Below are 14,763 nucleotides of genomic sequence, written 5' to 3'. Positions count from 1 at the left end.
CGCATCTGCTGGCTTGGGCAATGATCGATTCGCCCGAGCTCTCAGCGCGCGCGCGAACCATCATTCAAGAGCCGACGAATATTCTCTATTTCAGTGTGGCTAGCCTCTGGGAGCTGGCGATAAAGGGGCGTGTGGAACAGGTGGGTATAAGCGCGGCAGAGCTGCGAGATGAGCTCCTTGCAGCAGGGTATGAAAAGCTTCCAATAACCGCTGTGCATGTTTTGGCTGTGGCGAATCTACCTGCTATCCATCGAGACCCATTCGACCGGCTACTCGTTGCAGCAGCAGCTAGCTACCTTGGAGGCATGACGTTGCTTACCCATGATGCTACCGTTGCGCAATACGCGGCTACCATCATACAAGTGTGATTGCCTGCTTGATCGATGGATTCTTGTGACGGGTGTTGGGGTAATTGCTAGGCATAGCCTTTGTGAGCTGCGCTATCGTCATCGTCATCGTCATCGACAGCATAAGCCCTTGAGCCCTTGCCTCCCGGCATCTCAATCGCATGCCTCGCAGAGAGGTTTCAAACGTTGGCAGTCCGGAAAGGTTGTCTTGCGCGCGTGGAGGGCTGGATAATTCTGGGACAAGTAGCCATTTGGGACTGCGGCGACGTGAACTGCCGGCAGGGTGCGCGCCACGGCTATTGAATCGCGCACACGGATAGTATGGTGCGCTGCACCGCTGAGCTTGGCGGCCAGACTTCATCCCACTCCTAAAATCGCCAGGTGCAGTTCACGCAACGGCAATACCCGCTTGGCGGCTCCCAGTTTGATCGCTTCCTTAGGCATACCGAAGACCACGCAGCTAGCCTCATCCTGGGCCACTGTATTAGCTCCCGCATTGAACATTTCTTTTAGGCCTCGTGCGCCATCGTCGCCCATGCCGGTCATGATGATACCGCTGGCATTACGTCCAGCGAATTTCGCGACCGAGCGAAACAGCACGTCCACTGAGGGACGATGCCGGTTGACCAGCGGACCGTCTGACACCTCCACATGGTAAAACGCCCCGCTGCGCGTCAGCATCATGTGCTTGCCGCCCGGTGCGATCAAAGCCAATCCAGGCAGTACACGGTCATTGTGGCGCGCCTCGCGAACCTCAATATGTGACAGGCTATTAAGCCGCTCAGCAAACGACGCCGTGAATTTTTCTGGCATGTGCTGGACGATAACGATGCCGGGACATACTCGCGGCAATAGGGTCAGCACCGCTTCCAGTGCTTGGGTACCACCCGTGGATGTGCCCAGCGCCACGATGCGCTCGGTGGTCTGGCTCATTGCCGACCCCGCTCCCGGCGCCAGCATGACGTCAGCGTCACTCTTAAGTGCCGGCTCAAGTCGTGCACTTACGACGCGTCGTCCCAGATTACCGACATTGACTACGGCCGCTGCACGAATAGCTGCGGCAAACTCGGCAGCCATGTCCAGTAGAAAATTCTTCACCCCGCCACTGGGTTTGGCAATGATATCAACTGCCCCGGCCGCCAGCGCTTGCAAGGTTGTTTCCGCGCCCTTAGCGGTGAGTGATGAGCAGATCAATACTGGCGTAGGCCGCTCGGCCATGATTTTTTTCAGAAAAGTGATGCCGTCCATGCGGGGCATTTCTACGTCCAGTACGATTACGTCCGGCCACTCGCGGGCCATTTTTTCCATTGCAAACACTGGGTCCGAGGCGACCGCTACAACTTTAATGTCGGGGGTTTTTTCCAGAATAGCCAGCAATACCTGACGTACCACGGCAGAATCGTCGACTAGCAATACCTTGATTTTCTTCATAATGGCCTTCAGCAGTGTTCAATGGAGTGTAGCGGACCCAAACGTTGCCGCTCCAGGTATCAAAAAAAACATTGCGATGTCCTGCCCCACCCAAATCAACGGCAACAGGTTGCAGATTAAGGCGAGTCGCGTGTTCACAGGCAGCGGTGATGTTATCGCGCGCCACATTGCTGCCGGCTAAGTCGTGCCGCTGGCCAGGAAACATCTCTCCGCCACCGAAGAGTTTCAACTGAAATTCCTGAAGGCGCTCACCATGGCGGTTTACCTGCAGCTGGAATAGCTCAAACGCGTCGTCTATATACTTGCCGTCAAGGGTACCAGTGCACTTGGCCCGGGTTGGTAACATGCAATGACTCATTGCGCCAATCTTAAGCTCGGGATGCCAAAAGGTCATGGCCACACAGGAACCTAACACCGTGCGCAGTCGGGTAAAATCTTCACAGAAGTAGAACCTGCCCGGTTCCACGAACACCTCGACAGCGCCCGGTGGCATTTTCACGGTTTGCGGTAAATAGAAGGTGCAACTAACGTAAGGGCGTCACTCACGCCGTTGAGACTCTCGGAGTGGCTTACTATGAAATAACCGCCGGGTTTGAGCAGAGGCAACAGGCGCGTGACCACTTCACGTTTGGTAGCAAGATCGAAGTAGATCATCACATTGCGCAGAAAAATTACTTCAAACTCGCCCAATTGCGGCAACGCCTCGTTGAGATTTATTTGAATGAAGTTGACACGGCTTCGCAATCCCCTATCGATCAATAACGTTCCCGTTTGAGGACCCGTGCCTTTTAGGCAGTATTTGAGTAGTAGCGATTGCGGTAAACCGGATGCACGCTCCATTGAATAATGACCCGTGCGAGCCTGAGCCAGTACCTGTGTGCTAATGTCCGAACCGATGATCTCCCATGGAGTGCTGCCAAGCCCTTCGGCCAAAATCATAGCTAAGCTGTAAGCTTCTTCGCCTGAAGAGCTGGCGGCACTCCATAGACGGAATGTGCGCCCCGGCCGCACCAATGGCAAAACTTGGCGCGTGAGAAAATCGAAGTGTTTAGGTTCGCGAAAGAAATAGGTTTCGTTGGTGGTCAACAGATTCAACGCTACCTGCAACTCATTAGTGTTGTGCGGTGCCATGATCCATTTGAAATACTCTCCGTAGCTTTCGATCTGATAATACTTGAGCCGCTTGAACAGGCGACCGGCGACCAAGGCCTTTTTAGACGTGGAAAGGCTAATACCGGCCGCTCGGTACAGCCATTCGCGGAACTGATCGAATTCACGCTCTTTCAGTCCACTCCCTGGCTCCATTATCACATTGGCTCTCCAATATCGTAGGCACTGCTGAGTTGCGCCATCTCATCGATTGACAATACCTGATGCACCTTCAGAACGATGATGAACTTGCCATCGACTTTAGCCATGCCATCGATGAAATCGGTACGAACGCGTGCGCCGAAAGCGGGAGGTGGCTCGATATTAGCTGTGGGTATGTCCATCACCGCCGACACGGAATCAACCAACAAACCGATGTCCTGACCTTGCCCTTCAGTGTCCCGCGCTTCGATGATCACTATGCAACTGCGTCGGGTAATGACCGAAGGCGGCCAGCCAAAGCGTGCTGATACGTCTACCACAGGGACGACCGCGCCGCGTAGATTAATTACCCCTCGCACGAATGAAGGCATCATCGGTACGACGGTTTCAATGCCGTGCTCGATGATTTCCTTGATGCCCAGAATAGCAATGGCAAACATCTCACCAGCCAAGAAAAATGTCAGGTACTGACCTGGCTGCACCGAGGATTCTACTTGGGTAGTGGTTATGATCGAGCCCATACTGCTCTCCTGTTTAGCTGAGCAAGTTTTAGAAACGTGTAAAATCACGCTCATCCGGGCCAGTGTTCTTATGAGGGAGCACAGAGCCAAGCGTTGTCGGGGTCTGGCGTATGGGTACGAAGTTGCCACTGCTACGTCCGGTAGGTGGTTTGGGGGAGGCTTGATGTGGGACAGTTGTCGTGCCATTGACGGTAAAAAAGCTCATAGCCTCCTGCAGTTGCTCAGCCTGGCTGCTCATCTCTTCAGCGGTAGCCGCTAATTCTTCACTGCTTGATGCATTCTGCTGGGTCACTTGGTTGAGTTGGGTCATCGCGGTATTGATCTGCGCCACACCGGATGCCTGCTCTTCAGACGCTGCACTGATTTCTTGGACCAGGTCCGAGGTCTTATTGATCGAAGGCACCATTTCATTCAGCAGCCGCCCGGCCCGCTCGGCCATTTCCACACTACTTGTAGATAGCTCGCCAATCTCCTGGGCGGCCACTTGACTCCGTTCAGCCAGTTTTCGGACTTCAGCGGCCACTACTGCAAAGCCTTTGCCATGTTCACCGGCCCGTGCGGCTTCGATGGCGGCGTTGAGCGCCAATAGATTGGTCTGATAGGCGATGTCGTCAATGATGCCGATACGCTGGGCAATTTTTTTCATTGCAATGACGGTTTGTTGCACTGATTCTCCGCCGTCAGTAGCCTCCCGTGCGGCCTTGCTAGCCATGCCATCAGTGACGCGTGCATTGTCGGTATTCTGGTTGATACTCGCACTCATCTGCTCGATGGAGGCGCTGGTTTCCTCGACACTTGCGGCTTGCTCGCTAGTGGCTTGGCTCATAGACTGGGCCGTTGCGCTAACCTGCTCGGAGGCGCTCGCGAGGTTATCGGCGGCATTACGAACCTCTCCGATAATGTGCGACAACTTGCCCACCATGTTTTGCATGGCACTCAGCACCATGCCGGTTTCATCCTTGGAGGCGACTTGAATATGGACATTCAAGTCGCCTTCGGCCAACTGCATCGCGACACCGGCGGCATGGCGCAAAGGGCGGGAGATGATTCGCGAAACAAACAGGGCCAGTATCACGCCCACCAATAGGGCGGCGATCAATGCCCCAATGATCGATACACGCGCATCGATATACAGCTGGTTACCACGCTGATTGGCAGCAGCAGCGCCCGCATCGTTAAGCTCTACCAGCTTCTGCAAGTCCCCGATGGCAATGTCGAATGTCTGCTTAGACTCACCTTTGATCAGCGTGCGGGCCTCATCAGTGTGGTTTTGCCGGGACAGATCGATCAGAGTCTTGCTGATCGCCAGGGAAGCCGCCCAGTCCCGCTCAAACGTGTCATAGATAGCTTTTTCTTCAGGAGAAGAAATTAGCTTCTGGTACGTCTCACGGCGAATGTCCACCTCTTTCCGGATATCGGTCGCTTCTTGCTCCAGCGCTGTTTGCTCAGCTGCCGTACTAGCTAGTATATGGCGCATCTCCTTGGTGCGGTAATAGGTCAGGTAAAAACGCAGCGCCGACGCAGCGCGCAAGGACGGCATCCAGTTGTCGCGGATGTCAGTAGAACTTTGGTTCACCTGCCCCAGCTGGATGATCGCGAATACTCCCATGGCCGTTGTCAGGGCTAGCACAATCAAGAAAGAAGTGATCAGCTTGGTAGCAATTCTAAGATCGTAAAACCATTTCATTGAGTAGTTTCTCCATGCGAATTGCGATTGCCGCCTTGGCGGTTACTCAGTCCGAAGTTGCCGGCAATGTACACTCGGCGTTTTGGCCCAGCTGTGCAAACAGCGCGGGTATATCCAGAATCAGGGCGACCACACCACTGCCCAGAATGGTAGAACCGCTGATGCCACGCAGGCCGTTGAACAATGGGCCTAACGGTTTAATAACGGTTTGCAGTTCGCCATACAGTGCATCGACAACTAAGCCGGCCTTCTGCTCGCCGTAGCGCACCACCACTACGTTTTCGCGCACACCCGTGCTACCACCGTGGCTGAAGTAGTCACGCAGCCACACTAGTGGCAGAACTTCGCCGCGCAGGTCCAAATGGCCGCAGTCACGGGCGTGATGATGGTCACTGTCATCCAACTCAAGGCACTCCTGCACCATGTCCAGCGCAATGACGTAGCTGGATCGGCCGACGCCTACCTGAAAACCATGAATAATCGCCAGGGTCAGCGGTAGACGAATGCGAATGTGCGTGCCCTGCCCGGGCTGGCTGTTGATATCGATACTGCCGCGCAGCAGGGTAATGTTGCGCTTGACCACGTCCATGCCCACCCCTCGGCCTGAGAGGTTGGTCACCACCTCGGCGGTAGAGAAGCCCGGCTCGAATATGAGGTTGTAGACCTCCGAGTCGCTAAGGGTGGACGTAGCGCTAATTAAACCCCGCTCCACGGCCTTTTGCAGAATGCGTTCCCGGTTCAGGCCGGTACCGTCGTCGATGATGTCTAGTACGATGCTGCCTGAGTCGTGAAAGGCATTGAGCCGCAGAGTACCTTTGGGTGGTTTGCCGGTCGCGACCCGTACTGCGGGTGCCTCGATACCATGGTCCATAGCATTGCGCAGCAGATGCATGAGCGGATCGCCGATTTTCTCTACCACCGTCTTGTCGAGTTCGGTTTCGGCACCGCTGATCAGCAGCTCGATATCCTTGCCTAGCTCCTGGCTTACATCGCGCACGACTCGGCGAAAACGGTTGAAACTCTCGCCAATGGGAACCATGCGAAGCTTTAACGCTCCGTCAAGAATTTCTTCTACTAGGTCGGAGACGGCAGACGCCGACTCCAGCAACGGTGCGTTCGCTGCGCCACGCGCCAGTAATTGGGTGCCAGCGGTAGCGATTACTAATTCGCCCACCAGATTGATTAATTCATCAAGCTTGTCGGCTTCGACGCGGACAAAATGGCTTTCCTTCTGTTTTTTTGCGCGCGAGCCAGTTTGCTTATCTAGTGCGGACTGCACCACCGATGGTTCGACCAAACGTTGCTCAATGAGAATCTCACCAAGGGGCCGGGCCATACCTTCGCTTGCGGCAACTCTGTCGCGCTGCATATCCAAGCTGCTTTGCAATTCGAGCGGTGTTAGCGCGCCGCATCGGGTCAAGATGTCGCCCAGGCGTTCAGGCCCTTCGGGTAGTGCCTCAATCAGTTGCTGGTACTCGTAGATCTGGCTGTGTGGCGCAAGGACATGGATCTGGCAGTCGTCCCGTACAAAGTCAAAAACCTCGACGATGGCCGCGCGGCTGGCGTCGGAGGCGAAGTCAATCTCGAACCCTAAGTAACAGCTCTCAGCGTCCACATCGTCCAAGCCTGGCATTGCGTCTGCGAGGGTGATGATGTGTTCAATGCGGCCTAGAGTATTGAGATAGCGCAAGAACGAAAGCGGATCCATACCGTTACGATAGACATCGCGGCCAAAGCGGAGAGAGATGTGCCACAGTTCGGAGGCGACGCCACCCGAAGCAGTGATAGCTTCGGTGTGGAAGTTCAGTGGAGCTGTAGTCGTGACTACCGAGTTTTCCCGGTAGTGATGCAGGCGTTGGGTGAGGTCGGCCTCGCGCGCCATTGCCGCCGCATCCAGGGTTTTTCCTTGGCTGGCGACCACTTCAACAAGTTCGAGCAGGTGATCGGCGCTCGCCAGTAGTAGCGCCACCAGTGTGGCTTCTACTGGGAATGCACCCTCGCGCAAGCGGTCGAGAACGTCCTCAACAATATGGGTAAAGCCGACGATAGGTGTCAGTCCGAACAGTCCCGCCGACCCTTTGATGGTATGGGCCGCGCGAAAGATGGTCCCGAGGATATCGCCCTCGTCGGATTCGTTCTCCAAGCGCAGCAACGCAGCCTCCATATCTTGTAGCAGCTCTCGGGCTTCTACGATGAATGTCTGTTGAGCCTGGTACAGATCGAATGTCACAGTGAATTCCTTGTACTTTTTAAAGTACAGCGGTCAGTGGTCTGCGCTGAAGAGCACCAACGGATCGCCAAAATAAGTGGCTAGATCGCACAATTCGAAGGTATCCAGTACGGACTGGCTATGGCATTTCAAATGCAACCTACTCCCGTTACGCAGGGCCTCGCGTTTGGCTAGCATCAGCAATTGCACCCCTGCAGCATCCATCTCGGTTACCTGAGACAGGTCGATCGCAATATCGCCCGCCGAACTCAGTAGTGGCAGTAGCCGCGTGCTCCAATCAGAGGCGGTGTAAATTGTCATTTCACCGGCGATGACAAGTACAGGCGTGGCAAGTGTCATGGTCGAATCTCTCTGCAGGCGACGGGGAAACTTCAGGGCAGGATCAATTTAGCAACTGCCGCGAGCATTTGTGCTGGCTGAAAAGGCTTGACCACCCAGGCGCGCGCGCCGGCGTCTTGACCTTCACGTTTTTTATGATCTTGCGACTCGGTTGTGAGCATGATGATCGGTGTGAACCTGTAGTTGACCAACTTTTTAGCTTCTTTGACAAAGGTTATGCCATCCATATTTGGCATGTTCACGTCGCTAATGATCAGATGAATTTTTTGCCCATTGAGCTTGCCCAGAGCATCTTTTCCATCACTAGCCTCGATCACATCGTAGCCAGCACTCTTGAGTGCGATGCTCACAACTTGCCGAACGCTGCTAGAGTCATCCACCACTAATATGTTCTTCGCCACAGAAGGTCTCCTAGAAAAAAGTGATATCGTTGGACGGCGCGCTCGCCGTTTGTGTTGGCTGACCATTCGAGTGATGATTGGCTCGCTGCTCACTTGTGGCGTAGGTCTGCTCCATATCCTTCAGCCACGCCTGCGCATCGACCGCATCAAGCTGCCCGTCGGGACCGCAGGAGTTTTCCATGCGCACGTGCAAGGCGGTCATGTTATCGCGAACATGCGAGAGAATTTGGCTGACTCGATCTTGGAACTGCAACGTCACCAGCAATTCGTCGACTTCATTGCCTATACCGATACTTTCTGACTGAAGTAGTCCAGCGGCGTCAGATAGACGGCCAGTGACCGTTTTAAAACGGTCAATGACGCAGTGAATCGTAGCTTCGGAATTGCTTATCGAACTGTTGTCACTTTCCGTTGTCCTTCCTGCTGCCTGCACCAATTGAGTGATCGCAGCATTGATAATGTCGACATTGGTCGACATTTTGTGCCCGGTCTCGCTTGACTGACTGGAGAGCGTTCTTACCGCATCGGCAACAACGGCAAAGCCACGTCCGGCCTCGCCCGCGCGTGCTGCCTCGATAGCCGCATTTAGAGCCAGCAGGTTGGTCTGCTGTGCAATCGCTCTCACTTCTCCGGCCATGGCCCGCAGGTCGTTGGTATATGCGGTCAATTCGTGAACCTGATGGAGCATCTGGACACGGCTGATTTGGCTGGACTTTAACGTATTGAGGACCTGCATCAGCTCGTTTTCGCTTTGCGCCAATGCCGCAGATACACCATCTTCATGGTTGCCGGCCATATCGCCAGCTGCAGCCTGAGACGCGTTGACAGTCTCTTTAACGCGGGTTGACAATCCGCAGAAACGATTGCTGAGCTCAACGATGGCCTGCTCTGTTTGTGAACGAGAACTTTCTATTTGGCGAGTCCAAATTGGAATAGCCAGTAAATAGACAGCCTCCAGCCCGTGATCGGCCAATTGAGCAGTTTTTTTACGCTGAGTCTTGGCCTCCACCGGACTAGGTCTGACCGGATGCCGAAGCATTGCGTTACGCACCTTTGAGCCGGCAGCAAGGCCAGCAAGCAAGGCAATTACAAGCAACCCGACGGCAAAAGCCAGCTGAGTGGTCCCAGTGCCAATGAGCCATAGCAACAGGCTGTCGCCCAGTACTGCCACAGTCAACGTAGCCAGGATAACCGGCGCGGCCCATACGATAGCTGGAACAGAAGCATAGGGGGGGGCAGAGGTAGGCATTCGTCTTCCTTGTGACCACGAAAAGGATCATATGGGAGTGTTCGTAGTATTTGTCTGCCAAAAATTGGCTAGCTTTAGGAAATCTTTAGATAAACGATAGACGGTAGGTGGCAATATGCAAGGGATGCCGCTGCCGTGAAAGCATATTATTCGTCGCCGAAAATTTTTCGGATCGCCGCTGATAAATCTTTAATTTTTCTCGAGAACCACATAGTGGGAAGATTATTAGCTATTGAGCTATATGTTTTTATATGGTCAACAGAGTACATAACACCTAAAATTATCTTGCTGTAGTTAACTGTGTATACGTAGAAACTGAAGATAACAAAACTATTTTGCCGTTATAAATAGTTGCATTTACTTTAATAATTAAACCATGGAAGCTTCAGGCTGGTGTGTTGGATGCGATTATAATGCTATAGTATGACCCCTACATTTTATCACTAATACTATGTTCAACTCCTTGAAATGCTTTATCTATCATTTTTAGATTGGTAGGGTGAGACTGTTGCATGCGCGCGAACATTAGATTATTACTGCTTGGCGACTTTCTGTCACATTTCTTTGGTATTTGGTAGCCCTATTCACAGAGCAAATAATCTGCGACGGTCGGATATCGAGCTGAAATTCAGTCGACCAGGTAAACAGTGGCTGTGGCTACTGATTTGCTGTAGCGCTGCAAAAAAAAGCTGAGCGCGTAGAACTCGCTGGCAAGAAGATCTGCATCGTCGTCCAGCAAACACGTTCAGTATACACAATGTTTTCTTCGAGCAAGCTCTGAGGAGTTTAGAAACCTCGTTTCCCTTCTGCCATTGCGGGGTCATAATCGGCTTGACCAGGAAGGCGGGCTGTTTACCTTTACGCTGAGTGACAGCAAGCTGGGCATTCAGTCGGCCAAGCCCATCAGCGTGCACGAGTATCTCAATCCAGTGGAGTTTCGCGTCAGCGTTCTGCATGCTGTCGAGGAGCTGCGCGGCAAAGGATCGCTCGTGGAGCTTTAAAATCAGCCTCACGTACTTTAGATGTGCCTGCCAAGAGTCCACTGTTGGCCAGCTTCACAATAACGATTGAATGGTCTGAATCATGGCCTTGACATCAAAAGGCTTGGCGACGATTTTCGTGAACAGCCCTGGTGTCGCTTGAGCCTGGTCGGCCGCTCCGCCCGTCATCAAGACAATTGACAGTTGATGGAAGACGGGGGTGCTCGGATGGCGATGGCCAGTTCCACCCCATTCATCATCGGCATCATGAAGTCAGTGATGACCAGGTCAGGCCGAACACAATCCAGCACTTTCACGGCGCTCACCGTCTTGACTACGGTGTAGTCTTCGTCCTCGAAAATGCATTCCAGAATCTCGGTGATGACGTATTCATCGTCAACGATCAGCAGCGTAGCCATTCTGTTAGTCCGTCAGTCTCTGTCCCCAGGTGATAGCGGCGCAAATTGGAGTGCTTTCAGCACCTTAGGTCACAACTGACCTGCCGCCATCCATTAGGAATGGATGAGAACGTTTGAGTTCCGGGCTGCTTTATGACGAGATGTTTGAAAACGGGACTGGACGCGTCGGCGTCAACGGCTTGGGATGTCGCTAGGATCCTGGAAGCTCAATAGCGCGAGCGAGCCTTGAATAGCTGATGACGCTGGACGATCCTGATGGATTCGGCTACACCTGTAGATACACCTTCATGGTGTATTTTGACTAGCAGAACTTGCCTTCACGCCCTCACCACCCCCGAGGGCTTTTTTCTGATTCAGCAATGGCCCTTGTCGCTCAGCTCCACTGCGAGTTTGGCCGCCTCGACGTCGTCCACACAGTAATACTCCACGCCATCCTCATCCGTCACTCGGAACACTTCCGACACGCCGGGCTCCCGGTATTGGGCTGGAATCTCTTCGCCTTTGAGTTTCTTTACGGCGATGGCCATTTTTTTCCAAATCCCTTTGTGAAACGCGTTATGCCCTGGGGGCATTGGAACCGGGCTGGTTGTAGTCAGCTACCGAGACCAGAAGACTGCTTAGAAACCCAAATTCACTGGCAGGCAGTGCCAGTGGTTTGAAGTCCAGATCCAGCAGCGTGATGCCATCCATCATCGGCTCGTTGCAGGGCGTTGCGCCAAAAGCGTTGGCCAGAGAAGAATCGTCAGGCCCGAAATAGACGATGGTTTCGGCGGTCAGCGTGTCCACAGCCAGACGGTAAGGATCTTGTCCGATAAGACAGGCCTGGTAACGCATGATCCTCAAACGTTTGAGCTCCTTGAACACCTGCTCGCCGTGCCCCAACCGTCTGCAAAACCAACTGCTCATCATTTCAACCCATCTGTTCTTTGAAGGTAGACACTTCTGTCACGCAGATCGTTTCAAAGTGCCATCATTATTCATTGATGACTCTGATCTTTGGGCGTTCGAGGCCCTCATTTGGTACCCTGACAGACTGTTTTGCTGATTCTCAAGCCTGGGCACATCGCCGTCAGGAGGCCCCTTGTCCGAACATCCTATTCCCAGTGTGCACCCTTCACTTCAGCAGGCGCTCGATAATTGCGCCCAGGAGCCCATTCGTACTCCCGGCAGTGTCCAGCCTCAGGGTTTTGTGTTGGCTATCGAAGAGCCCGGCATGGCCGTTCTCCAGGTCAGTGAAAACCTGCCTCAGTGGCTAGGTATCGACGTCGAAGAGCTCCTGGGCCAGAGGCTCAGCCAGTTGGTCGAGCACGGCGAGGCCCTGGTCGATCGGCTCGAGGAACTAGAGGAGGACGAGTCCCATCCCTACCACGTCGCTGATGTGAAATTCCTGGTCGGTCAGCATCGCAATCTGCCAGTGGCCATGATGCTGCACCGTCATGATGGGCTGCTGATCGCCGAATTCTACCGCCCCAATGATCGAGTGGTCACTCACAGCCGTCTGTATCCTATGGTGAGATCGTTCATCAGCCGCTCCTCTGACATCGAAAGTGTCGACCAAGTCTGTGAGCGCGCCGCCCGGATCATCAAACGTCTGACCGGCTTCGGCCGGGTCAAATCCTATCGTTTCGATGAGGCGGGTAACGGCCTGGTCAACGCCGAGGTACTGGATGACGGCTACCCAAGCTATCATGGTCTGTGCTTCCCGGCCTCAGACATTCCGGCCCAGGCCCGGGCGCTGTACTGCACCAATCGCATCCGCGTCATCGAGGACGCCAACTACATGCCGGCCAGGCTGGTTCCTTCCCTGAATCCGAAAACCGGTGAGGCGCTGGATCTGAGCTATGCCACGTTGCGCAGCGTATCGCCGGTGCATCTGCAATACATGCGCAATATGGAAACTCTGGCTTCGATGTCGATTTCCATCGTGGTGGAAGGCAAGCTGTGGGGGCTGATTTCCTGCCACCATGCCTCCGTGCACCCGGTCAGTTTCGAAACCCGAACGTCCTGCGAGCTGTTGGGTCGCGTGCTGTCGCTTCAGGTTGAAACCCGCGAAGCGCATGCGAAAAGCCAAAAAATGTTGGAGATCCGCCGACGGATCGTGAATCTGCTGTCCACCATTGCTGACCACGACAGTGTTCTGCTTGGGCTAAGAGCCGATCAGGACACGTTCATCGATTTTGCGGGAGCGTCCGGCGCGGCCGTAGTTTCAGGGTCAGGCTGTGACATCTATGGGCGCACACCCTCCAAGCTTCAGGTACAGGCGCTTGCCGAATGGTTATCTCATCGCCAGGAGCCCGAGTTTTTCCAGACCGACAACGCAGGTCGCGATATCCCAGACCTGCCGGCGATTGCAGAGGCTGCAAGCGGCGTCCTGGCCGTCTCCATCTCCGAGCTGCACTCGCATTACCTGATCTGGTTCAAGCCAGAGCAGACTCAGGTGGTCAACTGGGCAGGCAGGCCAGACAAGACAGTGAGTGATACCGGCTCGCTCAACCCAAGGCAGAGTTTTGAGCAGTGGCAGCAGGTGGTTGAAGGGTTTTCGACACCCTGGAGTGCCAGCGAGGCTGAAGGGGTCCAGGAGCTGCGCCTGGCCGTGCTCGGCATCGTGCTGCGCAAGGCTGAAGAAATGGCGCAGATGTCCGAAGATCTGGAAAAGACCAACAAGGAGCTCGAGGCCTTCTCCTACAGCGTGTCGCACGACCTGCGCGCGCCGCTGCGTCACATCGCGGGCTATGCCGAACTGCTGAATGACATGGAGTCGTCGACCATGACCGAACGCGGGCAGCGGTTTCTGGGCACCATCGAGACTGCGGCCAAGTTCGCCGGCAACCTGGTGGACAACCTGCTCAGCTTCTCGCAGATGGGTCGTTCCGCGATGCACGTCACGCAGGTGAATCTCACAGCGCTGGTAAACTCGATTCGCACCGAGTTGAAGCCTGACTTCGAGCAGCGCGAGGTGCGCTGGAATTATGCCAACCTGCCGACCGTCATCGCCGACCCGGCGTTTCTGCACCTGGCGTTGCGCAATTTGATCTCGAATGCGCTGAAATACTCACAGAACCGAGCAATCGCCACAATTGACATTGCGAGCGAGGAGCGAGCTGACGACTTCGTCATCAGCATCAAGGACAATGGCGTCGGCTTCGACATGAAGTACGTGGGCAAGCTGTTTGGCGTGTTCCAGCGCTTGCACCGCATCGAGGAATTTGAAGGAACGGGCATAGGGTTGGCCAACGTCCGTCGCATCATCGAACGCCATGACGGCTCGGTGTGGGCTCAGGGCGCGCTGGATGAGGGTGCCACGTTTTTCTTTACACTTCCTAAAAAATCACTCTATCCGGTCGCCGCGGTGGCCAGGGATTTGTCATGCTGAAACCGATCCTGCTGGTGGAAGACAATCCCCATGACTTGGAGCTGGCCCTTGTTGCCCTGGAGCGCACCCAGCTGGCCAATGAAGTGGTGGTAGTACGCGATGGTGTAGAAGCGTTGGATTACCTGTACTGCCGCGGCGAACATGCCGAACGGGAAAAGGGCAATCCGGCGGTGCTGCTGCTTGACCTCAAGCTACCCAGAATCGATGGCCTGGAGGTACTCGAGACCCTCAAGCGCGACGAGTCGCTGCGCAGCATCCCTGTGGTGATGCTGACTACCTCTCGTGAAGAAACGGATCTTCATCGCGCCTATCAATTAGGAGTGAATGCTTACGTGGTCAAACCGGTCGTATTCAAGGAGTTCGTTGGAGCCATCAGCGGCTTGGGCGTTTTCTGGGCCATTTTGAACGAGCCTCCTCCAGGGTCAATTCGGCGTACGCCGATCAAACCGGTTTAAACACCTATCTTCTGAGTGCC

15 protein-coding genes are annotated in these 14,763 nt (G+C 54.4%); 3 read left to right on the top strand and 12 right to left on the bottom strand.

Annotation, left to right across the window (positions count from 1 at the left end; all coding sequences use genetic code 11):
• The first annotated feature begins 20 nt into the window (after positions 1-20).
• Complete coding sequence (locus tag SFA35_RS25275) at positions 21-368, top strand: type II toxin-antitoxin system VapC family toxin (protein WP_320579558.1); 348 nt, start codon at positions 21-23, stop codon at positions 366-368.
• Between the two features lie 336 nt (positions 369-704).
• Here the strand turns inward: SFA35_RS25275 and SFA35_RS25270 are convergent, their stop codons facing one another.
• The 12 genes from SFA35_RS25270 to SFA35_RS25215 form a co-directional block, all read right to left on the bottom strand.
• The gene (locus SFA35_RS25270; protein WP_320579556.1) at positions 705-1,778 is read right to left on the bottom strand and encodes a chemotaxis response regulator protein-glutamate methylesterase; all 1,074 of its coding nucleotides are present in this window, start codon (positions 1,776-1,778) and stop codon (positions 705-707) included.
• A complete protein-coding gene (locus SFA35_RS25265; RefSeq protein WP_320579554.1) occupies positions 1,690-2,250 on the bottom strand; it encodes a chemotaxis protein CheD in 561 nt (186 codons plus the stop codon). Before SFA35_RS25265 ends, SFA35_RS25270 begins: the two co-directional genes overlap by 89 nt.
• A 23-nt stretch (positions 2,251-2,273) precedes the next feature.
• Complete coding sequence (locus SFA35_RS25260; RefSeq protein ID WP_320579552.1) at positions 2,274-3,083, bottom strand: protein-glutamate O-methyltransferase CheR; 810 nt, start codon at positions 3,081-3,083, stop codon at positions 2,274-2,276.
• Between the two features lie 2 nt (positions 3,084-3,085).
• Positions 3,086-3,610, bottom strand: coding sequence for a chemotaxis protein CheW (locus tag SFA35_RS25255; RefSeq protein ID WP_320579550.1), 525 nt, complete (start codon positions 3,608-3,610; stop codon positions 3,086-3,088).
• A 28-nt stretch (positions 3,611-3,638) separates the two neighbouring features.
• The gene (locus tag SFA35_RS25250; protein WP_320579548.1) at positions 3,639-5,297 is read right to left on the bottom strand and encodes a methyl-accepting chemotaxis protein; all 1,659 of its coding nucleotides are present in this window, start codon (positions 5,295-5,297) and stop codon (positions 3,639-3,641) included.
• 46 nt (positions 5,298-5,343) lie between these two features.
• Positions 5,344-7,527: a chemotaxis protein CheA gene (locus SFA35_RS25245; RefSeq protein ID WP_320579546.1), complete on the bottom strand. Its 2,184-nt coding sequence runs from the start codon at positions 7,525-7,527 to the stop codon at positions 5,344-5,346.
• A gap of 33 nt (positions 7,528-7,560) precedes the next feature.
• A complete protein-coding gene (locus SFA35_RS25240) occupies positions 7,561-7,866 on the bottom strand; it encodes an STAS domain-containing protein (RefSeq protein ID WP_320579544.1) in 306 nt (101 codons plus the stop codon).
• 32 nt (positions 7,867-7,898) lie between these two features.
• On the bottom strand, positions 7,899-8,267 hold the full coding sequence (locus tag SFA35_RS25235; RefSeq protein ID WP_320579543.1) for a response regulator: 369 nt from the start codon (positions 8,265-8,267) through the stop codon (positions 7,899-7,901).
• 10 nt (positions 8,268-8,277) lie between these two features.
• Positions 8,278-8,955 (bottom strand): methyl-accepting chemotaxis protein, encoded by a 678-nt coding sequence (locus SFA35_RS26885; RefSeq protein ID WP_414058573.1) that lies wholly within the window; start codon positions 8,953-8,955, stop codon positions 8,278-8,280.
• Between the two features lie 1,729 nt (positions 8,956-10,684).
• Complete coding sequence (locus SFA35_RS25225) at positions 10,685-10,915, bottom strand: two-component system response regulator (RefSeq protein WP_320579539.1); 231 nt, start codon at positions 10,913-10,915, stop codon at positions 10,685-10,687.
• 353 nt (positions 10,916-11,268) lie between these two features.
• The gene (locus SFA35_RS25220) at positions 11,269-11,442 is read right to left on the bottom strand and encodes a hypothetical protein (protein WP_320579331.1); all 174 of its coding nucleotides are present in this window, start codon (positions 11,440-11,442) and stop codon (positions 11,269-11,271) included.
• Between the two features lie 28 nt (positions 11,443-11,470).
• Positions 11,471-11,821, bottom strand: coding sequence for a hypothetical protein (locus SFA35_RS25215; RefSeq protein WP_320579333.1), 351 nt, complete (start codon positions 11,819-11,821; stop codon positions 11,471-11,473).
• A gap of 175 nt (positions 11,822-11,996) precedes the next feature.
• On the opposite strand from SFA35_RS25215, the gene SFA35_RS25210 reads away from it, so the two are divergent.
• Together SFA35_RS25210 and SFA35_RS25205 are read left to right on the top strand one after the other, a co-directional pair.
• Positions 11,997-14,288 carry an ATP-binding protein gene (locus SFA35_RS25210; protein ID WP_320579537.1) on the top strand — a complete coding sequence of 764 codons (2,292 nt, stop codon included), beginning with the start codon at positions 11,997-11,999 and terminating at the stop codon, positions 14,286-14,288.
• Complete coding sequence (locus SFA35_RS25205; protein WP_320579336.1) at positions 14,282-14,743, top strand: response regulator; 462 nt, start codon at positions 14,282-14,284, stop codon at positions 14,741-14,743. The genes SFA35_RS25210 and SFA35_RS25205 overlap by 7 nt, the downstream gene beginning before the upstream one ends.
• Positions 14,744-14,763 lie beyond the last annotated feature (20 nt).

It is taken from the genome of Pseudomonas sp. HR96, from assembly GCF_034059295.1.
In the GTDB taxonomy this organism is placed as follows: Bacteria; Pseudomonadota; Gammaproteobacteria; order Pseudomonadales; family Pseudomonadaceae; genus Aquipseudomonas.
This window is presented reverse-complemented; position numbering and strand designations above follow the sequence as displayed.